Here is a 23,143-nt window from a genome sequence, read left to right on the forward strand (position 1 = left end):
ACAGATCTTCCGGTAATCATTTCTGTTCGGGGCTATCGTCAGTATTCGATAAAAGGTCGTTCAGTGTTTCGAAATCGATTTCTGATTCAGCGTCATCCAGCAACTGGGTAACGGAAAGCAGATCGGTAAATTCGCTGAGCAGCATTTCGGCATCGGATTTAAGCGGCGTATCGGAGACATCGACCGCCGTATTGATGGCTTTCTTAACGTTCTCAATGATTTCGCGAACGCCGCCGTTTTTCCCGAGCGTGAGTACCAGGGCGCTGAGCAACAGTGACTGTGCCTCTACGCGAGCCGTCAGCTGTTTTGCCTCCGCATCCATCCTGGAAATCTTTGCAATCATACTAATAATGACATTTTTCATGTGATTCCCTGCCTCTGATCCGCATGAGTCCTGCCCACCCACAAAACATGAGCGTGCCATTTCTAAAGCCTAAATGAGCTTAGGTTATTTCACGCGTTGAAAAATGCTGAGCCGGACACAGATGTGAAAAGATCTGTATCAGGCATTAAGGGAAAACGCGGTCTGACAAACAATCGCCTGTGAGCGCGATAGATATTGTTTTTTGTCTGCAAAGGGAGAGGACGGTAAGACGTGAGGGGATCGCAGGCATTAAAAAACCCGCAGACTCAGAGAGAATGCGGGTTCTTAAGGGGTAACCGGTCGCGTAAAAACTTACCGGTGAAATATTTGGTCGGCACGAGAGGATTTGAACCTCCGACCCCTGACACCCCATGACAGTGCGCTACCAGGCTGCGCTACGTGCCGATTTGTGGCGGTAATAGTACCCTTTTCACCGCTGATTGCAAGTGACCGGGTCGCTAACTGATTCATAAATAATCAATCAGTTAGCGATAAACCGTTTTTCATCTGTCAGGACCTGCAACAGCAAACTCAACTGCGGTTTCTGATCCTGAATTTTTTCACCCTGTGGATTCCAGGTCTGATAGCTGCCGTTCTGATTGAGCACCAGTGTCATCTGCGGTGTCGTAATCGCCAGTGCATCGCCGCTTGCTGCGGTGACCCAGGTATGTCGGCGTGTCGCGTTAAACAGATCCTGACCCTGCGAATACTCGTTTGCTGGCGTACTGACATGCAACAGGCGCTGCATCAGCGTCGTCATTACATCTTTGTGGTCGGTCAGCTTGTTAATGCGCTGTGCAGGTGTGCCCGGCCAATGAATCACCAGAGGTACATGGAGATTATCGCGCGACCACGCAAAGTCAGTGGCCGGCTTATCAGCAGGCATGCCATGACCCGCGGTAATGATCACCACCGTATCATCCAGCTTGCCAGACTCGCGCAGCGCATCCAGTAAACGGTTAATCTGCGTATCAACATCGGCAACGGCGCGACTGTAACGACGGGCAAAACTCTGCTGATTACCGTCCGGGAGCGTGGTGCCGTTTAACGCTACCCAGGAGAACCAGCGGTTATCGTCCTGAGCATAATGACCCAGCCAGTCAATCCATTGATCGGCAGTCTGCGCGTCCGTTTGTGTTTTTGCCGCAGGCAGCGAGAAATCAGAAAGTAACGCCTGACGATACAACGCGCTGCTAAACCCGTTGGAAGAGAATAAACCTAGCTGATAACCCTGCTGATTGAGCGCAGAGATCAGCGCTGCAGGCACACGTGCTGACAGCACACCATCCATGTAGCTCGGTGAAATACCATAAAACAGGCCAAAATAGCCGCTGTCCGCACTGTTGCCCGAACTCATATGCTGCGTAAAGGTCACGTTCTGTTCGGCAAACGCGGTCAGCGCTGGCATCTGTTTTTCGTAACCTGAGTAATTCAGGCCATCAACCGTGATCAGCAGAACATTTTGCCCGGGTCCCATATCCAGATAGCGCAGATCGCTTAATGGATACTGTACCGAAACGGCTTCCGGGCTGCCCTGTTCAATCAGGCGACGCTGATAATCCTGAGCATCCAGCAGGCCGTGTTTCTCCAGGAAACGGCGGGCCGTCATCGGATAGGAGAGAGGTAGATTCGCCCGCTGCATGGTAATAGGGCGATAGAAGTTAGCATCCGCCCAGATATACATAACGTGGGTGGCAATAAAGGCAACGAAAAAGAACCCTGCCACTGGCTTTGCATAGCGCCGCCGCCGGGTCAGACTGCGAAGTTTTTGCCAGCTCCAGGTGGCGAACAACATCTCAACGAGCAGGATAACCGGCACGCCGATAAACATTAGTTGCCAGTCACGCGCCGTCTCATTCTGGTCGGGGTTGATCACCAGTTCCCAGACGATGGGATTGAGATGCAGGTGAAAACGGGTAAAAACTTCGCTATCGATAAGTAACAGCGTCATGCCCATGGTCGCCAGAATAACGGACAGGAACCGCATCAGGCGCTGGGACATCACCACAAAGGTGAGGGGAAATAAAATCAGCAGGTAGGTGGCGAACACCAGAAAGCTGAAATGACCGACCACGCTCAGGTAAGAGTATATCCGCCCGGCAAGCGTTGTCGGCCAGTCGGCGACAAACAGATAGCGGCTACCGACCACAATGGACAATAAAATATTGAACAGGGCGAACCAGTGCCCCCAGCTTACCATCTGGGAGACTTTTTCACGGTAGGGCTGACGATGAGTCACCATAACTTGTCGCTGTTTACCTTAATGCGCTTTATCGTCATTAACGGACGACTGCAGTGCCTGGGCGAAAGATTTTGCGATGGCCTGGCGTTGAGCAGGGGCGATGCTGGTATTGATCAAGTTCGTCACCATGTTCCCCAGAACCATCAGGGAAAGGTCGGTCGGAGACTTGTGTTTTTCCAGCACGTTGGCCAGCTCACTTAGCAGTTGTTCAACGTGTTCATCACTGTAGCGGGAAATTTGTGGCATAAATCGAAATCAGTTATTCATAAAGGGCAACATATTACCGTAGCAAGAGCTTTTTTTCTGCTTTTTTATCAGCAGTTGCACAGTTGCTTGCGTGGTGGTTGAATACCGCCCGGTCTAAAAGGAGAGTTTATCATGAGTCTGGACATCAACCAGATTGCCCTGCACCAGCTTATCAAGCGCGATGAGCAAAACCTTGAACTGGTGTTGCGCGAATCTTTGCTGGAACCGACCGCTCCCGTTGAGGAGATGGTCGCCGAGTTACACCGGGTTTACAGCGCGAAAAGTAAAGCCTACGGCCTGTTTAACGACGACAGCGAACTGGCGCAGGCATTACGCCTTCAGCGTCAGGGCGAGGAAGATTTTCTCGCGTTCAGCCGTGCGGCAACGGGGCGCTTACGTGATGAACTGGCAAAATATCCCTTTGCGGACGGCGGCATTGTGCTGTTCTGCCACTATCGTTATCTGGCGGTGGAATACCTGCTGGTCGCTGTGCTGAATAATTTAAGCAGTATGCGCGTTAATGAGCAACTGGACATCAGCGCGACGCATTATCTCGACATCAACCATGCGGATATCGTGGCGCGTGTGGATTTAACCGAGTGGGAAACCAACCCGGAATCGACGCGTTATTTGACCTTCCTCAGAGGGCGCGTTGGACGCAAGGTTTCTGACTTTTTCATGGATTTCCTCGGTGCAACCGAAGGGCTAAACGCCAAAGCGCAGAACCGCGGCCTGTTGCAGGCAGTGGATGACTTTACCGCGCAGGCGCAGCTCGATAAATCAGAACGTCAGGATGTTCGCCAGCAGGTCTATACCTACTGTAATGAACAGTTGCAGGCAGGCGAAGAGATTGAACTGGCGTCACTGTCGAAAGAGCTGGCGGGCGTAAGCGAAGTCAGTTTTGAAGAGTTTACCGCCGGGCAGGGCTATGAGCTTGAAGAGAGTTTCCCGGCGGATCGCAGCACGCTGCGCCAGTTAACCAAATATGCAGGTAGCGGTGGTGGGTTAACCATTAACTTCGATGCCTTACTGTTGGGTGAGCGTATTTTTTGGGATCCGGCGACGGATACATTGACCATTAAGGGCACGCCGCCGAATCTGCGCGATCAATTGCAGCGCAGAACCGGTGGCAACTGAGTGCACTGTGCGTAAAGGAATACGCCAGAAATTCCCTGTCGATGCTGCATTGCTGCGACGGGCCTCAAGGTCTGGTTCGACTTTCAGTTTGATGACCAGACCTGGCAAGGTACGGATCTGATGAGCACCGAAAAGGTATTTGATGCCTTGAGTGAGGGGCAAATCATCCCGATACGCATTTTGCCGCGAACAGGTAGACCGTTAATCGAGTTTGATGAGATATAAAAAAACCCCGCATAGCGGGGTTTTTCTCAACTTGTCAGCGATTACGCGCGAACGAAGTCGATGTGAGACAGTTTCGGTTTGTAAGCGTGACGCTGTACAGCCTGAACTTTCACTTTTACTTCTTTGCCTTCGATAACCAGAGTCTGAACTTCATCGTAGAATTCAGCTTTAGACTGGATGTTCCACAGCTGGTCGTGGTCCAGTTCGATAGCAACCGGAGCTTCATTCCCACCGTAAACGATAGCCGGGAATTTGTTAGCTGCGCGCAGGCGGCGGCTCGCACCCTTACCCTGCTCTTTACGTACTTCTGCGTTGATAGTAAACATTTAAAACTCTCTTCAATAGTTCCTGCTACAGGCGACCCAGCAACAGGCAAGTGATCTGCTTTGCGGATGCAAAAGCGGGCGGGATTATACCCGTATCCCCCCGCTGTTACAAGCCGCACTGAGATGAACTTAGCCGCGTAACTCATTGGCGCGGCGAAAGCGTCCTTCATAATCGAATACTTTCTCTCGTACCTGCCAGTACTGGCCTTTTTTACGCGCCACGACAAAGTCCGGGTGGCGTAGCAGCGCCTGCTGGGCGAGGATATCGGCGGCAACGATCCAGCGTAACGGCACGCCGGGTGTCCGGGTGTGCGGGCGGATAAAGAGTTGCTCAAAGGCGGTTCGCTGGGCAGGTGTTTGCAGGCGGTAGCGTTCGCTGACATCCGCCCCGTCTTCATCGTAGTAGGTAATTTTCAGCCATTCGCCTTTGTCATCCGCGCCGTGCTGCAGGTCCATCCCGCTACAGCGCAGGACCAGCGCGTCTTTGAGTTTCAGCGCCGCTTTGAGCATATCGTCCGGATCGACCAGGATGGTGTCGCAGGTCCGGCAACGGCGGGCAGCAATGTCGTTTTCCGCATTACACTGGGGGCAATTTTTAAAACGGAAACGGTAGTCGCACTGTTCCCGTTGGCCGTCGTCGTCCTCAAACCAGCCCTGGCAGCGGCGGCCAAAATGTTCGATTAACGTGCCATCCGCCGTGGTTTTCCCCCAAAAGGTATTGGCAAAGCCACAGGCCGGGCAAAACACCTGCACGGGTACGTTATCGCTTTTTCCTTTCGGCGCACCCACTTCCGGCGCGTAGAGATCGTGCGGATTCCCGGCGTAGTCGAGGATCAGGCAATCGGTCTTACCGGGAAACAGCCGCAAGCCACGGCCAACGATTTGCTGATACAGGCTGACGGATTCTGTCGGACGCAGGATGGCAATCAAATCGACATGGGGCGCGTCGAAGCCGGTAGTGAGTACTGACACGTTCACCAGATAGCGAAAGTGTTGCGCCTTAAACGCCTCAATCAGCGTATCACGCTGCGGGCCAGGCGTTTCCCCTGTAATCAGCGCCGCTTCGCCTGCCGGCAACAGCCCGGTGATTTCACGGGCATGTTCTACGGTCGCGGCAAAAATCATCACCCCTTTGCGTTTTTCTGCGAATTCAACAATCTGGCTGATGATATGCGGCGTGACGCGCTTTTGTTTTTTCAGTTCACGGTTCAGATCCGCTTCGCTGAACAGGCCGTTACTCTGTGCCTGCAGACGGCTAAAATCGTACTGCACCACGGGCATATCGAGGCGTTCTGGCGGCGTCAGATAGCCATGCTTGATCATATAGCGCAGCGGAAGCTCATAAATGCAGTCGCGGAAAAGCGCTTTTTCATCGCCCCGAACCATGCCGTGATAATGAAAACGGTAAATCCAGCCTTTCCCCAGACGAAAAGGGGTCGCGGTGAGGCCAAGCAGTCGTACGCGGGGATTCACTTTGCGCAGGTGTTGTAAAATTTGCTGATACTGGCTTTCATCATCATCGCTGATGCGGTGGCACTCATCGACAATCAGCAGTGAAAACTCCCCTTGAAAATGGTCAAGGTTGCGGGCAACGGACTGTACGCTACCGAACACCACTTTGCCCTCACTCTGTTTACTCTTAAGGCCCGCAGCGTAAATATCCGCCTCCAGGCCCAGAGCGAGATATTTTGTGTGGTTTTGCGCGACCAGTTCTTTAACGTGTGCGAGCACCAGCACGCGCCCGCGCGCCACCCTTGCCAGTTCAGCAATAACAAGGCTTTTGCCCGCGCCGGTGGGCAGGACAATCACCGCGGGTTCGTCGTGGTGGCGAAAGTGGGCGAGGGTAGCGTCTACCGCTTCACGTTGATAAGGGCGTAAGGTAAAAGTCATGCTCTTCATGGTGTGACAACATCATGTCACAAGTATGCCACGAATCTTTCCCTTGAGCGGCGTAGAATGACCGCTATACTGACAGGCGTAAATCACCTGAGTCTTCTTAAGGACGAAAGTCCTGCTCCCAGCACCATACAGGCAAAACAACTTCATGCGACTTGATAAGTTTATCGCTCAGCAACTCGGCGTAAGCCGTGCTATTGCCGGACGTCAAATCCGCGCCAGCCACATTACCGTAGACGGCGAAATCGTCAGAGATGCCGCGTTCAAATTACTCCCTGAACACGAGGTGGAGTATGAGGGTAACGCACTGGCTCAACAGACCGGCCCCCGTTATTTCATGCTCAACAAACCGCAGGGCTATGTTTGCTCAACGGACGATCCCGATCACCCGACGGTACTTTATTTTCTCGATGAGCCGGTAGCGCATAAACTGCATGCGGCGGGGCGCCTGGATATCGATACCACGGGGCTGGTGCTGATGACCGACGACGGTCAGTGGTCGCACCGTATCACCTCTCCGCGTCATCACTGCGAGAAAACCTATCTGGTCGAGCTGGAGTCGCCAGTGGCGGAAGATACAGCGGAACGCTTTGCTAAAGGTGTCCAGTTACATAACGAAAAAGATCTGACCCAACCGGCGCAGCTTGAAGTGATCGCCCCGACGCAGGTACGTTTAACCATCAGCGAAGGGCGCTATCACCAGGTAAAACGTATGTTTGCCGCGGTGGGCAACCACGTTGTCGGGCTGCATCGTGAACGCATCGGCGCGATTACCCTCGACGACGATCTGGCGCCGGGAGAGTACCGCGCACTGACAGAAGAAGAGATTGCCAGCGTCGGTTTGCCTGCGCGTTAACTTACAGGAGCTCCATGTGACCAACAGGCCACACTCATCACTGAGCATTGTGATTATTCTTGGCCTGCTGGCCATGTTGATGCCGTTATCGATTGATATGTATCTGCCCGCGCTCCCGGTGATTGCCGGGCAGTTTGGCGTACCGGCGGGCAGTGCCCAAATGACGCTGAGTACCTACATTCTGGGCTTTGCGTTGGGGCAATTACTGTATGGCCCGATGGCGGACAGCATCGGGCGTAAGCCGGTGATCCTCGGCGGTACGTTGATTTTCGCCGCAGCGGCCGTGGCCTGCGCGCTGGCGCAAAGTATCGATCAATTGATTACTATGCGCTTCTTTCATGGTCTCGCGGCAGCTGCAGCCAGCGTGGTGATTAATGCGCTGATGCGCGATATGTATCCGCGCGAAGAGTTTTCGCGGATGATGTCGTTTGTCATGCTGGTAACCACCATAGCGCCTTTGCTTGCCCCGATGATCGGCGGCGCGGTGCTGGTTTGGTTTAGCTGGCATATGATCTTCTGGATCCTGGCGGTGGCGGGCTTGCTGGTCTCGGCAATGATTGCCGTGTTTATTCGTGAAACCCTGCCGCCTGAGCGCCGTCAGCCGTTCCATTTGCGCACGACGGTGGGCAATTTTGCCTCTCTGTTTCGTCATAAACGCGTGCTGAGTTATATGCTGGCAAGCGGCTTTAGCTTTGCCGGGATGTTCTCTTTCCTGAGCGCCGGACCGTTCGTCTATATCGAAATCAACCATGTTTCGCCACAGGACTTTGGCTACTATTTCGCGCTGAACATTGTGTTCTTATTCCTGATGACCATCATTAACGGGCGCTTTGTCCGTCGCATTGGTGCGCTCAAAATGTTCCGTAGTGGGCTATGGGTGCAGTTTGTTATGGCGTTGTGGATGGTTATCACGGCACTGCTCGGCGTGGGTTTCTGGTCGCTGGTGGTGGGCGTGGCTGCTTTCGTCGGCTGTGTTTCACTGGTCTCGTCGAACGCGATGGCGGTCATTCTTGATGAATTTCCCCATATGGCCGGTACTGCTTCGTCACTGGCCGGTACGTTTCGTTTTGGTATTGGCGCCATTGTCGGCGCGCTGCTTTCTATGTCGACGTTCAACTCAGCATGGCCAATGATTTGGTCCATCACCTTCTGCGCAACCAGCTCCGTTCTCTTCTACCTCTACGCCAGCCGCGGCAAAAAACAGCCGTAACCTTTCAACAAAGGGGGGCGGAAACGTTCCCTTTTTTGATGCATATCAACCAAATCAGAGATACATTCGGACATGTTTGTTTATTTTATGTAAAATCCGTTTATGTAAAAAGTCACATCATTGTAGTAAAATAGGTTGAGTTAGATCTCAGAAACGGGTACATATAGCCGAAAAAAGGGCCGGGGTTCATCGATAAAAACCTAATAAATGAACCGCTAACCCGCATACAGCATGACGTTACGTGTTTTATGTGCCGCTGACGAGACGATTTGTCAATAATGTGTTAATATAAATGTGAAATATTTGTGAAGTTATTGGTACTTCCGGGGACAGAAAGTGAATACATTACAACTCTCGATCATCCACCGTTTACCCCAGTGCTACCGCTGGCTCGATGGTTTTGCAGGCGCAAGGGTTGAACCGATTCCGCAAAATGTCGATGACGCGGAAGGAAGCCTTGTGGCGCTGAAGCTATTGAGTCCTGATGGCGATAGCGCCTGGCCAGTGATGCACAAGCTGAGTCAGGCACTGAGTGACATCGAAGTGGCTTGCTCCGTTGTAGAATGCGAAGGTGAACCCTGTCTGTTTGTGAGCTGCCAGGATGAGTTTGCAGCGACCTGTCGCCTGAAAAACTTTGGCGTCGCGATCGCCGAACCTTTCACCAGTCAGAATCCCTTCTGAGCGTCAGCTTAGTGCTAAAAGCTGGCGCGTATAGTCCTGCTGCGGCGCGCTAAACACGCGGCGGCACTCTCCCTGTTCAACCACCTCTCCCTGTTTCAGCACAATCACCTGATGGCATAACGCGCGCACGACCTGCAAATCGTGACTGATAAAAATATAGGCCAGATGGTGCGTCTGCTGGAGCGATTTCAGTAAGGCGAGGATCTGCGCCTGCACCGTGCGATCAAGAGAGGAGGTGGGTTCATCCAGAATGATCAGCTCTGGTTTCAGTATTAATGCCCGGGCTATGGCAATACGCTGGCGCTGACCGCCTGAAAACTCAGCGGGGAAACGGCGGCGGGTTTCCGGATCCAGACCAACCTCGTTCATCACTCTGATGACCTCGGCCTCCCGTGCTTCGCGCGTTAATGTCGGCTGGTGCACCAGTAATCCCTCTTCGATAATCTGCTGAACGTTCAGCCGTGGATTGAGCGAAGAGTTCGGATCCTGAAACACGACCTGAATGCGGTGGCGCACCGGTAACATTTGCTTGCGGTTCCACGTGTGCAGAGGGCTATCGCCAAAGTTGATGGCACCCTGCGAGGCAATCAGGCGCAACAGAGCAAGCCCGGTGGTACTCTTCCCGGAGCCCGACTCCCCGACCAGCCCCAGCGTTTCGCCTGCACGCAGGGTGAAGCTGATATTATTGACCACCCGATTTTCGCCCACCACACGTTTAAAGATACCTTTGCGGATGGGAAAACTGACGCCGAGATTGTCGACGCGCAGTAGCGCAGGTGTGTCCGGGTCAAGAGGAACCGGGTCGCCTGTGGGCTCGCTGTTCAACAGGCGCCGGGTATAGGGATGGGACGGCGCGGCAAACAGTGCGCTGGCGCTGTTCTGCTCGACGCAGAGACCGTTTTGCATCACGGCGACGTTGTCTGCCAGTTTGCGCACGATGCTCAGATTGTGGGTGATAAACAGAAGCCCCATGTTCAGCTCCTGACGCAGCTCGCGCAGTAGCGTCAGGATTTGTGCCTGCACCGTCACATCCAGTGCGGTCGTGGGTTCATCGGCAATCAATAGCTCGGGACGGGTGAGCAGCGCCATGGCAATCATCACGCGCTGGCGTTCGCCACCGGAGAGCTGGTGGGGGAAATCCCCCAGGCGCTGACGGGCATTGCGGATACCCACCCGGTCCAGGCAGGTCAGGATCTCGGCCCGGGCGGCCTCACGGCGCATCCCCCGGTGTAGCGATAAGACCTCATAAAGCTGCTTTTCCACGCTATGCAGTGGGTTTAGCGACACCATCGGTTCCTGAAAAATCATCGCGATTTTATTGCCGCGTACCTGGCGTAAGGTTTTCTCGCTGGCATGCAGCAGGCTTTCGCCATGAAAGAGGATATCGCCCTGCGGATAGACTGCCGGCGGAGTGGGCAGCAGACGCAGAATCGACAATGCGCTCACGCTTTTGCCCGAGCCGGATTCGCCAACCAGCGCCAGTGTTTCACCCGCCTCAATTTGCAGCGAAAGCGAATCCACCACCGTGCGTTGCGTCTCCTGCTGACGAAAAGCGATAGACAGGGAATCAATGCGTAACAGGGGAGGGGTCATCTTACACCGCCTTGTTAGGGTCGAAGGCGTCGCGCACTGCTTCACCAATAAAAATTAACAGCGACAGGAGTACCGCCACGGACAAAAACGCCGCGATACCCAGCCAGGGTGCCTGCAGGTTGTTCTTCCCCTGCAGCAACAATTCGCCGAGCGACGGCGAACCCAGCGGTAAACCGAAGCCAAGGAAATCCAGCGAGGTAAGGGTGGAAATCGAACTGCATAAAATAAACGGCAGGAAGGTCAGCGTGGCAACCATTGCATTGGGCAGCATGTGGCGCAGCATAATACTGCGATCGTTCACCCCCAGCGCCTGCGCCGCACGGATATAGTCGAAATTTCGCGTGCGCAGAAACTCAGCGCGCACGACGCCGACCAGACTCATCCAGCCGAATAGCACCGTAATGGCCAGCAACCACCAGAAACCAGGCTGTACGACGCTGGAGAGGAGAATAATCAGGAACAGCGTTGGCATGCCTGACCAGACCTCAATAAAGCGCTGGCCCCACAGATCGATTTTCCCGCCGTAATAGCCCTGTAGCGCACCTGCAAGGACGCCGATAATGCAGGAGCAGAGCGTTAACATTAAGCCAAACAGTAATGAAATACGCGTTCCGTAAAGGATACGCGCCAGCACATCACCGCCGTTGGCATCGGTACCCAGCCAGTTCTGTTTCGAGGGCGGCGAGGGGAAAGGCTGAGTGGTGGCGTAGTTGATGCTGCGCGCGCCAAAACGAATGGGGGCCTGAAGCATCCAGCCATGTTGAGCGATTTGTTGCTGCAGCCAGGGATCCTGATAATCCGCAGACGTAGCAAACGGACCGCCGAATTCGCTCTCGCTATAGTCAAAAATGACCGGCGCATACCAGCTTCCCTGGTAACGCACCAGTAGCGGCTTATCATTGGCGATCAGTTCGGCAAACAGGCTGAATATAAAGATCAGCAGAAAAATCCACAGTGACCAAAAGCCGCGGCGATTATGGCGAAAACGCGCCCAGCGAGTCTGATTGACGTAGCTTAATTGAAACATCAGCGTCCCTCGAAATCGATGCGCGGGTCGACCAGCGTATAGCTAATGTCGCTGAGAATATTCAGCAACAGGCCGATAAGCGTGAAAATATAAAGCGTGCCGAACATGACCGGATAGTCGCGCGAGACGGTGGCCTCGTAGCCCAAAAGCCCCAGGCCATTAAGCGAGAAGATGACTTCAATGAGCAGCGAACCGGTAAAAAACATACTGATAAAGGTGGCCGGAAAGCCTGCAATCACTAACAACATCGCATTACGAAACACATGTTTGCGCATGATGCCGCCTTCGCTGACGCCTTTTGCGCGCGCGGTGACCACATACTGCTTGCGGATTTCATCCATAAAAGAGTTTTTGGTCAGCATGGTCAAGGCCGCAAACCCGCCGATGACGGTGGCCAGCACAGGCAGGGTGATATGCCACAGGTAGTCGGTAATCTTACCGTACCAGGGCAGGGTATCGAAGTTTGACGAAACCAGCCCGCGTAGCGGGAAGATATCGTAATAGCTGCCCCCCGCAAAAAAGACAATCAGCAAAATAGCAAACAGGAATGCGGGTATGGCATAGCCGATGATGATAAACGCGCTGCTCCAGACGTCGAACCGACTACCGTTGTAGACCGCTTTGCGGATCCCAAGGGGAATTGACACAAGGTAGATGATCAGCGTTCCCCATAGCCCAAGCGTGACGGAAACCGGCAGGCTCTCTTTGATTAGCTGTAGCACGGAGGCGCTGCGGAACAGGCTATTGCCGAAATCGAAACGGACGTAATCCCAGAGCATCCTGAAATAACGCTCATGAATCGGTTTGTCGAAACCGTAGCGCTTGGTGATTTCAGCAATAACTTCGGGGTCCAATCCACGCCCGCCGCGATAGCGGCTGTCGTTGCTGGTGGCGCTGCCCACGCCGGTACGGGCATGCGTGGCGCCGCCGCCTTCAGCCGTACTGCCCGGCAGACCACTCTGGTTACCGAATTCAATCGCCGCAATGGCCTGATCGACCGGCCCGCCGGGGGCAATCTGCACGATAAAAAAGTTAATGGTGATAATCGCCCACAAGGTGGGAATGATCAGCAATAAGCGTCGAATAAAATAGGCGCCCATTCCGTCTCCTTAGCGTCTGTCTGCGGGCAGTTTTGCCGCTTTGTTCACGTCATACCACCAGGTATCAAAACCCAGAGAATAGACGGGGCGAATGCCAGGCATCGAGAACTTGTCCCAGTAGGCCACCTGATCGGCTGCCATGTACCACATGGGCAACATGTAATAATTCCAGGTCAGCACCCGGTCGAGTGCCCGCCCCAGCGGTAGCAGCTTTTGCTTGTCTCCCTGCGCCTGGATAATTTGCGCGATCAGTTCATCCAGCACCGGGCTTTTGACGCCTGGAGAGTTATAGGTTGAATCAATGTATTGCGAGCTCCAGGAGATTTGCAGATCGGAACTGGGCCACGGCATCGCCCGCCAGACGCGGGGCATCATGTCGTAATCGCGGGTGCGCAGGCGATTGGTTATCTGCGAGTTATCGACCTGGCGGACGTCCATCGTAATACCCAGCCGCGCCAGGTTGTGCTGAAACGGCAGCACCCACTGATTGTTGCCGCCAGAAGGCAGCAGCATCTCGAAAACGAAAGGTTTACCGGTCCGGGTGTTTATCAGCTTCTGGTCTTTCATCTCCCAACCCGCCTGCTTAAGTAGCTCGCTGGCTTTCAGCAGATTCTCCCGGTCATAGCCATCGCCTTTGGATACTGGCGGGGTATAAATAGAAGTGAAAACCTCAGGCGGCAGGTCGGCTTTCATCGGCGCCAGCAGCATCAGCTCTGCGGCATCCGGATAATTACGCGCGGCATATTCAGTGTTCTGGAAATAGCTGTTGGTGCGGCTGTAGGCGTTATAAAACAGCGCCTTGTTCATCCACTCAAAATCAAAGGCCAGCGAGACAGCTTCACGAACCCGACGGTCATTAAACACGGGCCGCTGGATATTAAATGCCAGCCAGCGGGTATCCTGCGCGGAGGTGTTGGGCTGCTCATCTTTAATGATATAGCCACGGTCGAAATTGCTGCCGATATAGCGCGTCGCCCAGTTTTTTGCGCTGCCTTCGGTGCGCATATCGAACGCGCCGGCTTTAAAGGCTTCGAAGGCTACATTGTCATCAAGGTAATAGTCATAACGGATGCTGTCGAAATTCCAGCGTCCGCGATTGACTGGTAGCGTCGCCCCCCAGTAGTCCTTCACGCGCGAGTAAGTCACGTACTGCCCCATTCGCCAACTGGTGATGCGATAAGGGCCGCTACCGAGGGGAGGGGACGAGAGCGGGTCGCTGAGTTTATGATCTTTCCAGAATTTCTCAGGCATCACTGGCAGGGAGAAAAGGCTAAGCATGTTCTCCTTGCCAGGCTCACCCAGTTCGAAACGCACCGTCAACGGCGAAATGGCCTTCGCCGTGGTTCCCTTATAGATCAGACGGAATTGCGGTACCCCTTCGGTCATAAACTTATTGAAGGTGAATGCCACATCACTGGCGCGAATCGGTGAGCCGTCGTGGAAGGTCGCGCGTGGATTAATCGAGACCTCGACCCATGAATAATCATCGGCGTAGCGGGCTACCTCTGCAATCAGCGGATAGTAGCTGCCTGGCTCATCGTCGGAGGTGGTAAACAAGCTGTCATAGAGCGACTCGGTGCGCACGGCGGCATTACCGCGCAGTGCAAAACGGTTGAAGCTATCGAAGGTACCGAGATACGAAAGCGTAATATTTCCGCCTTTAGGCGCAGCCGGATTCACATAGTCAAAATGGGAGAAATTGATGGCGTATTTAGGCTCGCCGATAACGGCAAACGCATAATTCTCTTTAATGGTTTGCGCATAGGTTACTGTGCCTACCAGCAGCAAACTTAATATAAACAGGCGCACAAACTTCATCGGGCGGGATCCTTTACCTGTGGCGCGTCGGGCGCGCCAACGTTTTCTCATTGAATAATAAGGGAGGGGGCGCCCGTTGTGAAATAATTAACGGCTTAAAGTCGTGATGAAAACTGCGGGGGATGCCACATCGTGAACTGTTCGAGTGTCATCGGGCGGCTGAAATAGTAACCCTGCATGAAATTAACGCCATTTTCCCGTAACCAGCGGGCCTGTTCCGGCGTTTCGACACCTTCTGCAACAGTTGCCATGTTCAGCCGTTTCGCCAGCGTCAGAACGGCATCAAGCACCGGTGAGGTGATGGTTTCCGTGCCGATAGCATTCACAAAGCCGCGATCGATTTTGAGATAATCTACGGTGAAGCGTTCAAGGTAGATCAGCGCGCTGTGACCGGTGCCGAAATCATCAATCGCAATTTCATACCCCTCATCATGCAGCCACTGGAATAATTTCACCGCCTCACTCTGGCGCAACATATCCCGCTCAGTGATTTCCAGCACCAGACGAAAATAGTCGTCCGGAAGGGAATGAGTAAGCTGGCGAATATCCTCAGCAAAGCTTTCGACATGCAAATGGCCGGGCGAGATATTGATACCCAGTTTGGCCCCCTGGGGCAGCAGCGTTTGTAAGACCGGCGCATCGTGGGCAATAAGCTTAAACAGATGCAGCGTCAGCGGCACAATCAGCTGTTGCGCCTCGGCGTACTGGATAAACGCATCTGGCGGGATTTCGCCGGCGGTGGGGTGTTTCCAGCGCATCAGCACTTCGACACCGCGCACACGCAGTTCGGTGGAATCAACCACGGGTTGATACACCACATAAAACTGATTTTGTTTAATTGCGGTAAGGATCTCTTTGCCAGGACGCATTCGGATATACAGATACCAGGCGGTCAGCAAACCCACCAGTGTACCCATCATGCCGCCAAACAGCAGGGCAAATTGTATGTCTTCGGGCTTCCAGTTCTCGGTATAAAGATGAATGGTCAGCGGAAAGCCAGCAAGATGAGCCGTGCGAAACGGCGTGGTTTTCACGGCCCGCAGATCGACAAGACCTGTCGAGAAGGTGGAGATCGCGTTGTTGCCGATACCGAGGGCAATACCGCTCAGCTCTTGTTGCTGTGAGGTATAAAGCAGGAAAGGGGTAAGGTTAACATTGAGTGAGACAAAAACGCCGCGGTCATCAAGCAAGGTGCTGCGGAACCACATCGCAATCGCAGGTTTATCCGGCATCATTGGTGTACCGGATAAGATGACCATATCAAAGTTTTTATTCAGATCAATTTCCGGTAAGAGATCTTTCATTGGAACATGCATCTCGCCCGTAGCGGAAGAACAAAATGCCTTATCGTTTTTAACTAATAAAAATGCGCGAACATTCATGCTAAAAGCGGCACGCGAGGTCAGCTCGCTGGCGACATCTGCGCATTCATTGAGCGTTAGCGGCTGGAGCGACTCCGCGGTGGTTTTGATATCGCTAAAATAGTCTGTGAGCCAGTGCTGCATGCCCGCGAGTACGGCATTCAGCTTTTGTTCATGTCTTTTTTGAACGACTAAAAACTGAATACCGCTAACGGCAATAGCCGCGAAGAGACCGACCAGAAGGCTAAACAGAAGAATTTTCCGGCTGGCGGAAAAGTTGCGGGTCAACATCACTTATATCCATATCTGGCGAATTTGAGCGGAAAAAGCCAGGCGTTTGATCTGTCTGATATTCCAGGAATATAGCCTGGAAAGACTGAATGAGACATATAAACATGCAAGAAAATTGAGCATAAAAAAACACCGCCGAAGCAGTGTTCTTTTATCGTTTCGCGTCAGCCAAGGGATAACCGACGAAAACATGCGTTAGCTGCGGGACAGTATACGGCGCGCTTCGTTGTAGCGTTTCTTCCAGTACGGTTCATCCATGCTGGAAATTACCACACCGCTACTGGTCGAAGCATGGACAAACTGGTTATTGCCAATGTAGATACCTACATGGCGACCCGTCGACCCTGCCCTGAACAACACCAGGTCACCGGTACGCAAACTGGTGCGTGATACCGATTTACCCATTTCCTGCTGTTCGTAGGTTGAACGCGGTAATTCTAAACCAAACTGCTCACGGAAAGTGCGCTGGACGAAGCCGGAACAATCAATACCTTTCTTAGTGTCGCCGCCTAAGCGGTAACGCACACCCTTCCAGTCAGCATATTGATCGAGGATGCGATTTTTCACATCCAGATTACGCACCATATTTTCAAATTCATCCTGAGAGGCTTGCAGTGAAGAGATATCTTCGCCCACAGCATGCGTCTCAGAATGCATGTTCTTCGCGGTATTTGTTGAACAAGCTGATAACAGAACCGCCACTGCTACCGCGGGAATCGCCCGCAAGATATATCTCAAAATCGGCTGAGATTTGACCATGTTAATTATTTTCCCTTGAAGTCCTTAACGATAAATATCGTTATAAAAAATGCCAACGCAGCGAGAGTAATTACCTGTATGCAATGAGACAATTACCAGTGGTCAAATCTGTGGGTGAACGCACAAATTTATTCTTTATGAAAATAATCGCTCATTTGCTCAAAGCAGACCCGAGATTACCCTATCACCTCCGGCATTGCGAGCGCTTTTCTGTGATTTTTTATAAGAAATTATGATACAGAAAGTTAATTATCAGGAATGGCTAAAAAAACGGCAATTTGGGTTAAAAATCATGCAACTCACTCATTTGAATAGTGATTGTTATGACAGCGTGATGACAGAAAACACGAAATTTCGGCAAATTTGCGTCAGGGATCGAAAACGATCCCTGATGATTAACGTTCAATCGTGTTATTAAAGTGTATAAAAGTTGTTTAATTGCCCGGTAGGTAACGATCAAACAGGCTAATTATTTTGTCGCTAAGTGATGTCATAAGGCACCAGGGCAGACCAATCAACGCCACAGAAAGAGAGCCAACGGCAATATCGGTAAACCAGTGAGCGCCAATCATCACGCGTGGGAAGGCGAAAACCACAACTATAATCAGGGCAATGCCGAACGCTTTTTTACCGAAATACCGCAACATGATCGCAGAAAAAATAAGCAACATCATACCATGATCGCCCGGGAAACTGTCTTTGGAGGCGTCTTTGGTCGGGAAATTCAGTAATTCGCTGACCCGATGAATACCGTTAAAAAATAGTGTTGGGCTTTCGCGTTTAACGGGAATAAGTAATTGCGCAAGCTGATTAATAACCACCGCGAAAAGCAACATCGTCAGGCCAATGATGAGAATACGACGACGTCCTACGCGGTCTTCACGCAACCAGAACGACAGCATCAGGCAGCCCATCGCAATAAGCGAGCAGGCGTCAAAAGCGCGGTTGTTGGTCAGCGCGACCAGCCACAGGAAAGCACGACTCTCAACGAGGCCGTTATTAAAGAAGTGGAAAATTGCCGCATCCAGCGGAAACCAGAATCCATGATTGACTGGCAGATACCATGACAGGAACAGCGCAAATCCAGCGAGATTAAGCAAAAAAATAAGAGGTAAACGAGTCTTCATCTTTAACCATTTTTAAACAACACGGGCAAAACAGTAGTGTCCTTAACCTAAACGAAGCTTCAACAAACTGGCCTGCAAGGCATTCCAGTCCGCTTCGGAGGCGGTGATGAGCTCAATTCGGCTGTCGGGCGGCGCGACGTTTTGCGTCTCAATATGCAGATCCAGCCCCTGGCGATTAATGCGCACCAGCCCCTCGGGAATGCGCATTACACCCTTGACGCGTTCCACGGGCGCAAGGCGTGCCCACTCAAGCAAACCAATGGTGTCAAACTGCGTCTCCGCATCAAAGATCCAGCCGCACGCATGGTGGCCCTGACCACTGTTGAGGCTGCGTCGCCAGCGCTGATGCTCCGGCAAACTTAACGCTGCCAGGCCTTTTCTTTCGCCGGTGTGGTGGTGATGTTCGGCACTGGCTGGAAGTGTGCGCAGATTGCGGCGTGGGTTATCCAGCAGCGACACGGGAATGTTGCCCTGTGTGGCGTTGATACGTAGACGGTCGCCGCCATGTTGCTGCCACCATGCTTCCAGCGCTTGCTGGCTCCCGGCGCTGGCGCGGTCTTGTTTATTCGCGACAATAATGTCAGCCGACGCCAGCTGATCGCGAAAGTTTTCATTGCCCGTCACTTTCTCATCCAGCAACTGGCGTGGGTCGATGAGACACAGGGTAGCGCGCAGATCGATCCACGGCTCATAGACGGGGGCGGTGAGCATATCGAGAATCTGTTTTGGATGCCCGAGGCCAGTGGGTTCAATCAGTAAACGATCGGGTTTTCCCTGGCGCAGTAGCGTATTGAGGCCAACTTGCATTGGCAGACCGTTTACGCAGCACATGCATCCGCCGGGGATCTCTTTTAACAAGGCGCCACTGTCTGCCAGTAATGCGCCGTCGATACCTACTTCGCCAAATTCATTGACCAGGACGGCCCATTTCTCGTTGGGCTCTTTATTTGCCAGCATATGGAGAATGGACGTGGTCTTCCCGCTGCCAAGAAAGCCAGTAATCAGATTCGTTTTCGTCACGTTCACTCCAGAATTACGCACAATAATAAGTGCAATAATCCTGACGAAAATTGACTAAAAAGAGAAGGGCAGGAGCGGATAAAGCACTTTCCGCCCCTTTTAATGGCAGAAAATGTTAAATCTGCAGGGCGCTACGTACTGCCTGATGCGCCCCTTGCGAGCACAACTGTTGCCACGCGCTTTCGATCCCATCCACGAAGCGCGGATCTGCAGGTAAATCAGTACCAAAGATTTCACTCAGCGCCAGCAATGCGCCCACGCGTTCTTTTTCACTGCTGGTCTCGACGATAGCACGTATCTTGTCGGCCAGAGGATCACGCACATCAATGGCTACGCCTGCATCGTCCGTTCCGCTGACATAGCGCATCCAGCCTGCGATGCCGAGCGCCAGCAACGGCCAGCGGCTTTCGCGCTGCAAATGTACGCGTACACTATCGAGCATACGCTGCGGCAGTTTCTGACTCCCGTCCATCGCTATCTGCCAGGTACGGTGTTTGAGCGCCGGGTTGGAAAAGCGGGCAATCAGGTTATCCGCGTAGGCGTTGAGATCCACGCCGGTAATCTTAAGCGTCGGGGCCTGTTCGCCAAGCATCAACTGGCGTGCGGCACGGCGAAATACCTCATCCTGCATACAGTCGCTAATATGGGCAAAGCCGGCCAGATATCCCAGATACGCCAGGAACGAATGGCTACCGTTCAGCATACGCAGTTTCATCTGTTCCCACGGGCGAACGTCTTGTACCAGTTGTACGCCTGCCACTTCCCATTGCGGGCGACCGGCAACAAAGTTGTCTTCAATGACCCACTGAATATAGGGCTCGCAGCTGATGGCGCAGGGATCGGCAACACCCAATTCAGCGGCGATTTCCGCCAGTGATTCGTCGGTCGCGGCAGGTACGATACGGTCAACCATGGTTGACGGAAAACTGACATGCGTGTCAATCCACTGCGCCAGCTCAGTGGAACGGGTCTGCGCCATACCCAGCACCGCGTTTTTCACGATATGACCGTTATCCGGAATATTGTCGCAAGACAAGACGGTAAAGGCGGGCAGGCCGCGTTCACGTCGACGCGAGAGCGCTTCAACCAGAATGCCCGGTGCGGAGTGCGGTTCGCAAGGCTCCTGCAAATCATGGGCAATACGCGGCTGAGTAAGGTCCAGTTTGCCGGTTGCGGGGTCGATGCAGTAGCCTTTCTCAGTAATGGTCAGCGAAACAATGGCCACCTGCGGTTCGCAAAACTTTTCAATAATGGCTGACAGCGAGTCCAGTCTGGCATTCAGACATTCGTTAACCGCGCCAACGACGTAGGCTTTATTACCTTCTGCCCCTTTTTCCAGCACAGTGTAGAGATGATCCTGTGCGCGCAATTGCGCCATAAGCTGGTCGCCGCTGAACAGGCTAATCTCACATATTCCCCAGTCACCCCCCTGCGCATTCAACACACGGTCAGTCAACAACGCCTGATGCGCGCGGTGAAAGGCGCCAAAACCGAAATGAACAATGCGCGAACGTAATGAACGGCGATCATACTGAGGTAACTGCACCGTTTCAGGCAGCGTTACGGAGGCAATTGTTTGCATTGAATACACCTGTTTAACCATTAATTAACAAAGTGCAGTGTAAAGTTATATGACAGCAAATTGAATTGGTGTGCCTGAAATATCCGGGTAATGTGAGCTGGATCAATCATTGTTATGGCGGCGTTTGACCCTATTCGTTAAACATGTATGGTAGTCGTCATAATCTTTGCTGTATTGGTATAACAACTTTAAGGGGAAAGGCGATGGAACAAACCTGGCGTTGGTACGGACCGAACGATCCGGTTTCATTAGATGATGTGCGTCAGGCTGGCGCAACGGGTGTCGTGACGGCACTGCACCATATTCCAAACGGTCAGGTCTGGCCGGTAGAAGAAATTAAGCAGCGTCAGGCCTTGCTGGCTGAAAAAGGGCTGACCTGGTCGGTGGTCGAAAGTATTCCTGTGCATGAAGATATCAAAACGCACACGGGACAGTATGACACCTGGATTGCCAACTATCAGCAAAGCATTCGTAACCTGGCAGCCTGTGGCATCGATACCGTGTGCTACAACTTTATGCCGATCCTCGACTGGACGCGTACCGATCTGGAATATGAACTGCCGGACGGTTCAAAAGCGCTGCGTTTCGATCAGATTGCTTTTGCCGCATTTGAACTTTACATCCTCAAGCGTGATGGCGCGCAGGCTGATTATACCGAAGAAGAACAGCAGCAGGCGCGGGCCTATTTTGAAGCCATGAGTGCCGCTGAAATTGAAAAACTGACGCGCAATATTATTGCTGGCCTGCCAGGCGCGGAAGAGGGGTATACGCTGGATCAGTTCCGTGCCCGTCTGGCGGAGTACGATGGCATTAGCAAAGATCAGTTGCGCGAAAATATGGCTTACTTCCTGCGCGCGATTGTCGCTGTGGCAGAAGAAGTTGGCGTGCGTCTGGCGGTACACCCGGACGATCCGCCGCGTCCAATCCTCGGCCTGCCGCGTATTGTCTCTACCATTGAGGATATGCACTGGCTGAAAAACGCGGTTGATAGCATCAATAACGGTTTCACCATGTGCACTGGCTCCTATGGCGTACGTGCCGATAACGACCTGGTGAATATGATTGAGACTTTCGGCGATCGCATTCACTTCACGCACCTGCGTTCTACTTGCCGTGAAGATAACCCGAAAACCTTCCATGAAGCTGCACACCTGCAGGGCGATGTAGATATGGTATCGGTTGTGGCGGCGATCCTGAGTGAAGAACAGCGCCGTAAGAAGGCGGGCGATCTGCGTCCGATTCCGTTCCGTCCGGATCACGGTCATCAGATGCTTGATGACCTGCGTAAGAAAACCAATCCGGGTTATTCCGCAATTGGTCGTCTGAAAGGGATGGCGGAAGTGCGTGGCGTGGAACTGGCACTTAAGAAAACCCTGTTCCGCGATCTGTTATAATCCGTTAGCTTCATGCTGAGATAAAAAAAGGACAGTTTTCACTGTCCTTTTTTACTTTAATGGGCTGACTTAGTCCGCACGGCCCATATAACGGCTTTCTTCGATATGAATACGGATTTTCTCGCCGGTGGTCAGGTATTCCGGAACCTGAATCACCAGACCGGTGCTCATGGTCGCCGGTTTGGTGCGTGAACTTGCTGACGCGCCTTTGATACCTGGTGCCGTTTCAACAATTTCCAGATCAACGGTCTGCGGCAGCTCCAGCGCCAGCAGTTGACCATCCCAGGTCAGCACCTGCATATCCGGCATACCGCCTTCCGGGATAAACAGCAGCTCTTCTTCGATCTGCTCTTTCGTGAAGGTGTAAGGCGTGTAATCTTCTTTATCCATAAACACGTATTCGTTGCCATCAACATAGGAGAAGTCAACGAAACGGCGTGTCAGGGTCACGGTATCGACGATATCGTCGCCTTTGAAACGCTCTTCGACTTTCAGGCCGGTGCGCACATCGGAGAAACGCATTTTGTAAAGGGTTGCTGCGCCGCGGGCGCTCGGTGACTGAATATCAATGTTCTTTACAATCAGCAGCTTGCCGTTGTAGTTCAGCACCATACCTTTCTTGATTTCGTTCGCTCTTGGCATCAGTGGGATCCTGTGAATTAAAAATAACGAAAATATCGCGACAAAGTACCCGCGAGGACCTTTACAGGCAAGTGGAATCGCTGAGTTTTGCGTTTGACGGGGAAAACAGGTAGTTTGGCGGCCAGCCCAACAGAGAGTTGTTATTATGGAATGCCGTACGGATTGTGGAGCGTGTTGTATCGCCCCTTCTATTTCAAGTCCTATCCCCGGTATGCCACAGGGCAAGCCTAACAGTCAATTATTCGC

The 23,143-nt window shown here is 52.7% G+C and carries 20 protein-coding genes, 1 tRNA gene and 2 pseudogenes; 7 read left to right on the forward strand and 16 right to left on the reverse strand.

Annotation, left to right across the window (positions count from 1 at the left end; all coding sequences use genetic code 11):
• Window positions 1-16 precede the first annotated feature (16 nt).
• From iraP to L2097_RS01800, 4 genes are all read right to left on the reverse strand, one after another.
• Entirely contained in the window at window positions 17-364 is a 348-nt protein-coding gene (gene iraP / locus L2097_RS01785; protein WP_047369494.1) for an anti-adapter protein IraP, read from the reverse strand.
• Between the two features lie 328 nt (window positions 365-692).
• A tRNA-Pro gene (locus L2097_RS01790) sits at window positions 693-769 on the reverse strand.
• A gap of 76 nt (window positions 770-845) precedes the next feature.
• Window positions 846-2,606: an LPS biosynthesis-modulating metalloenzyme YejM gene (gene yejM / locus L2097_RS01795; protein ID WP_047369496.1), complete on the reverse strand. Its 1,761-nt coding sequence runs from the start codon at window positions 2,604-2,606 to the stop codon at window positions 846-848.
• 18 nt (window positions 2,607-2,624) lie between these two features.
• Window positions 2,625-2,852, reverse strand: coding sequence for a YejL family protein (locus L2097_RS01800; protein ID WP_039079937.1), 228 nt, complete (start codon window positions 2,850-2,852; stop codon window positions 2,625-2,627).
• A gap of 132 nt (window positions 2,853-2,984) precedes the next feature.
• Between L2097_RS01800 and yejK the strand changes: the two genes are divergently transcribed.
• Both yejK and L2097_RS25730 read left to right on the forward strand, forming a co-directional pair.
• Window positions 2,985-3,989, forward strand: coding sequence for a nucleoid-associated protein YejK (gene yejK, locus L2097_RS01805; protein ID WP_039079938.1), 1,005 nt, complete (start codon window positions 2,985-2,987; stop codon window positions 3,987-3,989).
• 63 nt (window positions 3,990-4,052) lie between these two features.
• Window positions 4,053-4,175 (forward strand): annotated as a pseudogene (locus tag L2097_RS25730) (hypothetical protein); the annotation flags it as partial.
• An 80-nt stretch (window positions 4,176-4,255) separates the two neighbouring features.
• Here the strand turns inward: L2097_RS25730 and rplY are convergent.
• Window positions 4,256-4,540, reverse strand: coding sequence for a 50S ribosomal protein L25 (rplY, locus tag L2097_RS01810; RefSeq protein ID WP_047369497.1), 285 nt, complete (start codon window positions 4,538-4,540; stop codon window positions 4,256-4,258).
• A 129-nt stretch (window positions 4,541-4,669) separates the two neighbouring features.
• The gene (gene radD, locus L2097_RS01815; protein ID WP_250352007.1) at window positions 4,670-6,430 is read right to left on the reverse strand and encodes a DNA repair helicase RadD; all 1,761 of its coding nucleotides are present in this window, start codon (window positions 6,428-6,430) and stop codon (window positions 4,670-4,672) included.
• Between the two features lie 154 nt (window positions 6,431-6,584).
• Between radD and rsuA the strand changes: the two genes are divergently transcribed.
• The 3 genes from rsuA to L2097_RS01830 all read left to right on the forward strand — a co-directional run bounded on the left by rsuA (window position 6,585) and on the right by L2097_RS01830 (window position 9,183).
• Window positions 6,585-7,292 (forward strand): 16S rRNA pseudouridine(516) synthase RsuA, encoded by a 708-nt coding sequence (gene rsuA / locus L2097_RS01820; protein ID WP_085005344.1) that lies wholly within the window; start codon window positions 6,585-6,587, stop codon window positions 7,290-7,292.
• A 16-nt stretch (window positions 7,293-7,308) separates the two neighbouring features.
• A complete protein-coding gene (locus L2097_RS01825; protein ID WP_047369500.1) occupies window positions 7,309-8,502 on the forward strand; it encodes a Bcr/CflA family multidrug efflux MFS transporter in 1,194 nt (397 codons plus the stop codon).
• A 336-nt stretch (window positions 8,503-8,838) separates the two neighbouring features.
• Window positions 8,839-9,183 carry a YejG family protein gene (locus L2097_RS01830; protein WP_047369501.1) on the forward strand — a complete coding sequence of 115 codons (345 nt, stop codon included), beginning with the start codon at window positions 8,839-8,841 and terminating at the stop codon, window positions 9,181-9,183.
• A 3-nt stretch (window positions 9,184-9,186) separates the two neighbouring features.
• Here the strand turns inward: L2097_RS01830 and yejF are convergent, their stop codons facing one another.
• From yejF to L2097_RS01875, 9 genes are all read right to left on the reverse strand, one after another.
• Window positions 9,187-10,776 carry a microcin C ABC transporter ATP-binding protein YejF gene (yejF, locus tag L2097_RS01835; RefSeq protein WP_085005343.1) on the reverse strand — a complete coding sequence of 530 codons (1,590 nt, stop codon included), beginning with the start codon at window positions 10,774-10,776 and terminating at the stop codon, window positions 9,187-9,189.
• A gap of 1 nt (window position 10,777) precedes the next feature.
• Window positions 10,778-11,803: a microcin C ABC transporter permease gene (locus tag L2097_RS01840; protein WP_047369503.1), complete on the reverse strand. Its 1,026-nt coding sequence runs from the start codon at window positions 11,801-11,803 to the stop codon at window positions 10,778-10,780.
• Window positions 11,803-12,903, reverse strand: coding sequence for a microcin C ABC transporter permease YejB (locus L2097_RS01845; protein ID WP_047369504.1), 1,101 nt, complete (start codon window positions 12,901-12,903; stop codon window positions 11,803-11,805). The genes L2097_RS01840 and L2097_RS01845 overlap by 1 nt, the downstream gene beginning before the upstream one ends.
• Before the next feature lie 9 nt (window positions 12,904-12,912).
• Window positions 12,913-14,721 (reverse strand): extracellular solute-binding protein, encoded by a 1,809-nt coding sequence (locus L2097_RS01850; protein WP_085005340.1) that lies wholly within the window; start codon window positions 14,719-14,721, stop codon window positions 12,913-12,915.
• A gap of 95 nt (window positions 14,722-14,816) precedes the next feature.
• Window positions 14,817-16,373 (reverse strand): cyclic di-3',5'-guanosine monophosphate phosphodiesterase PdeN, encoded by a 1,557-nt coding sequence (pdeN, locus tag L2097_RS01855; protein ID WP_250352008.1) that lies wholly within the window; start codon window positions 16,371-16,373, stop codon window positions 14,817-14,819.
• Window positions 16,374-16,568: 195 nt separating this feature from the next.
• Complete coding sequence (gene mepS / locus L2097_RS01860; RefSeq protein WP_039079949.1) at window positions 16,569-17,132, reverse strand: bifunctional murein DD-endopeptidase/murein LD-carboxypeptidase; 564 nt, start codon at window positions 17,130-17,132, stop codon at window positions 16,569-16,571.
• A 434-nt stretch (window positions 17,133-17,566) separates the two neighbouring features.
• Window positions 17,567-18,259, reverse strand: a complete 693-nt coding sequence (locus tag L2097_RS01865) for a phosphatase PAP2 family protein (protein WP_047369507.1) — start codon at window positions 18,257-18,259, stop codon at window positions 17,567-17,569.
• Between the two features lie 42 nt (window positions 18,260-18,301).
• The gene (locus L2097_RS01870; RefSeq protein ID WP_250352009.1) at window positions 18,302-19,279 is read right to left on the reverse strand and encodes a CobW family GTP-binding protein; all 978 of its coding nucleotides are present in this window, start codon (window positions 19,277-19,279) and stop codon (window positions 18,302-18,304) included.
• A gap of 115 nt (window positions 19,280-19,394) precedes the next feature.
• A complete protein-coding gene (locus tag L2097_RS01875; RefSeq protein ID WP_250352010.1) occupies window positions 19,395-20,861 on the reverse strand; it encodes a mannitol dehydrogenase family protein in 1,467 nt (488 codons plus the stop codon).
• A gap of 203 nt (window positions 20,862-21,064) precedes the next feature.
• Here L2097_RS01875 and uxuA point away from each other — a divergent pair, with 203 nt between their 5' ends.
• Window positions 21,065-22,255, forward strand: a complete 1,191-nt coding sequence (gene uxuA, locus L2097_RS01880) for a mannonate dehydratase (RefSeq protein ID WP_142517795.1) — start codon at window positions 21,065-21,067, stop codon at window positions 22,253-22,255.
• A 69-nt stretch (window positions 22,256-22,324) separates the two neighbouring features.
• Here the strand turns inward: uxuA and yeiP are convergent, their stop codons facing one another.
• Window positions 22,325-22,897 (reverse strand): elongation factor P-like protein YeiP, encoded by a 573-nt coding sequence (yeiP, locus tag L2097_RS01885; protein ID WP_039079953.1) that lies wholly within the window; start codon window positions 22,895-22,897, stop codon window positions 22,325-22,327.
• Window positions 22,898-23,042: 145 nt separating this feature from the next.
• Here yeiP and L2097_RS01890 point away from each other — a divergent pair.
• Window positions 23,043-23,126 (forward strand): annotated as a pseudogene (locus L2097_RS01890) (YkgJ family cysteine cluster protein); the annotation flags it as partial.
• Between the last annotated feature and the right edge of the window lie 17 nt (window positions 23,127-23,143).

The organism is Citrobacter sp. MNAZ 1397, assembly GCF_023613995.1.
Lineage (GTDB): Bacteria > Pseudomonadota > Gammaproteobacteria > Enterobacterales > Enterobacteriaceae > Phytobacter > Phytobacter ursingii.

Excerpts from the sequence above, each read along its gene's own strand:
- iraP (WP_047369494.1), bottom strand. The coding sequence starts at position 364 with ATGAAAAATGTCATTATTAGTATGATTGCAAAGATTTCCAGGATGGAT.
- yejM (WP_047369496.1), bottom strand. The coding sequence starts at position 2,606 with ATGGTGACTCATCGTCAGCCCTACCGTGAAAAAGTCTCCCAGATGGTA.
- L2097_RS01800 (WP_039079937.1), bottom strand. The coding sequence starts at position 2,852 with ATGCCACAAATTTCCCGCTACAGTGATGAACACGTTGAACAACTGCTA.
- yejK (WP_039079938.1), top strand. The coding sequence starts at position 2,985 with ATGAGTCTGGACATCAACCAGATTGCCCTGCACCAGCTTATCAAGCGC.
- rplY (WP_047369497.1), bottom strand. The coding sequence starts at position 4,540 with ATGTTTACTATCAACGCAGAAGTACGTAAAGAGCAGGGTAAGGGTGCG.
- radD (WP_250352007.1), bottom strand. The coding sequence starts at position 6,430 with ATGACTTTTACCTTACGCCCTTATCAACGTGAAGCGGTAGACGCTACC.
- rsuA (WP_085005344.1), top strand. The coding sequence starts at position 6,585 with ATGCGACTTGATAAGTTTATCGCTCAGCAACTCGGCGTAAGCCGTGCT.
- yejF (WP_085005343.1), bottom strand. The coding sequence starts at position 10,776 with ATGACCCCTCCCCTGTTACGCATTGATTCCCTGTCTATCGCTTTTCGT.
- L2097_RS01840 (WP_047369503.1), bottom strand. The coding sequence starts at position 11,803 with ATGTTTCAATTAAGCTACGTCAATCAGACTCGCTGGGCGCGTTTTCGC.
- L2097_RS01845 (WP_047369504.1), bottom strand. The coding sequence starts at position 12,903 with ATGGGCGCCTATTTTATTCGACGCTTATTGCTGATCATTCCCACCTTG.
- L2097_RS01850 (WP_085005340.1), bottom strand. The coding sequence starts at position 14,721 with ATGAAGTTTGTGCGCCTGTTTATATTAAGTTTGCTGCTGGTAGGCACA.
- pdeN (WP_250352008.1), bottom strand. The coding sequence starts at position 16,373 with ATGTTGACCCGCAACTTTTCCGCCAGCCGGAAAATTCTTCTGTTTAGC.
- mepS (WP_039079949.1), bottom strand. The coding sequence starts at position 17,132 with ATGGTCAAATCTCAGCCGATTTTGAGATATATCTTGCGGGCGATTCCC.
- L2097_RS01865 (WP_047369507.1), bottom strand. The coding sequence starts at position 18,259 with ATGAAGACTCGTTTACCTCTTATTTTTTTGCTTAATCTCGCTGGATTT.
- L2097_RS01875 (WP_250352010.1), bottom strand. The coding sequence starts at position 20,861 with ATGCAAACAATTGCCTCCGTAACGCTGCCTGAAACGGTGCAGTTACCT.
- uxuA (WP_142517795.1), top strand. The coding sequence starts at position 21,065 with ATGGAACAAACCTGGCGTTGGTACGGACCGAACGATCCGGTTTCATTA.
- yeiP (WP_039079953.1), bottom strand. The coding sequence starts at position 22,897 with ATGCCAAGAGCGAACGAAATCAAGAAAGGTATGGTGCTGAACTACAAC.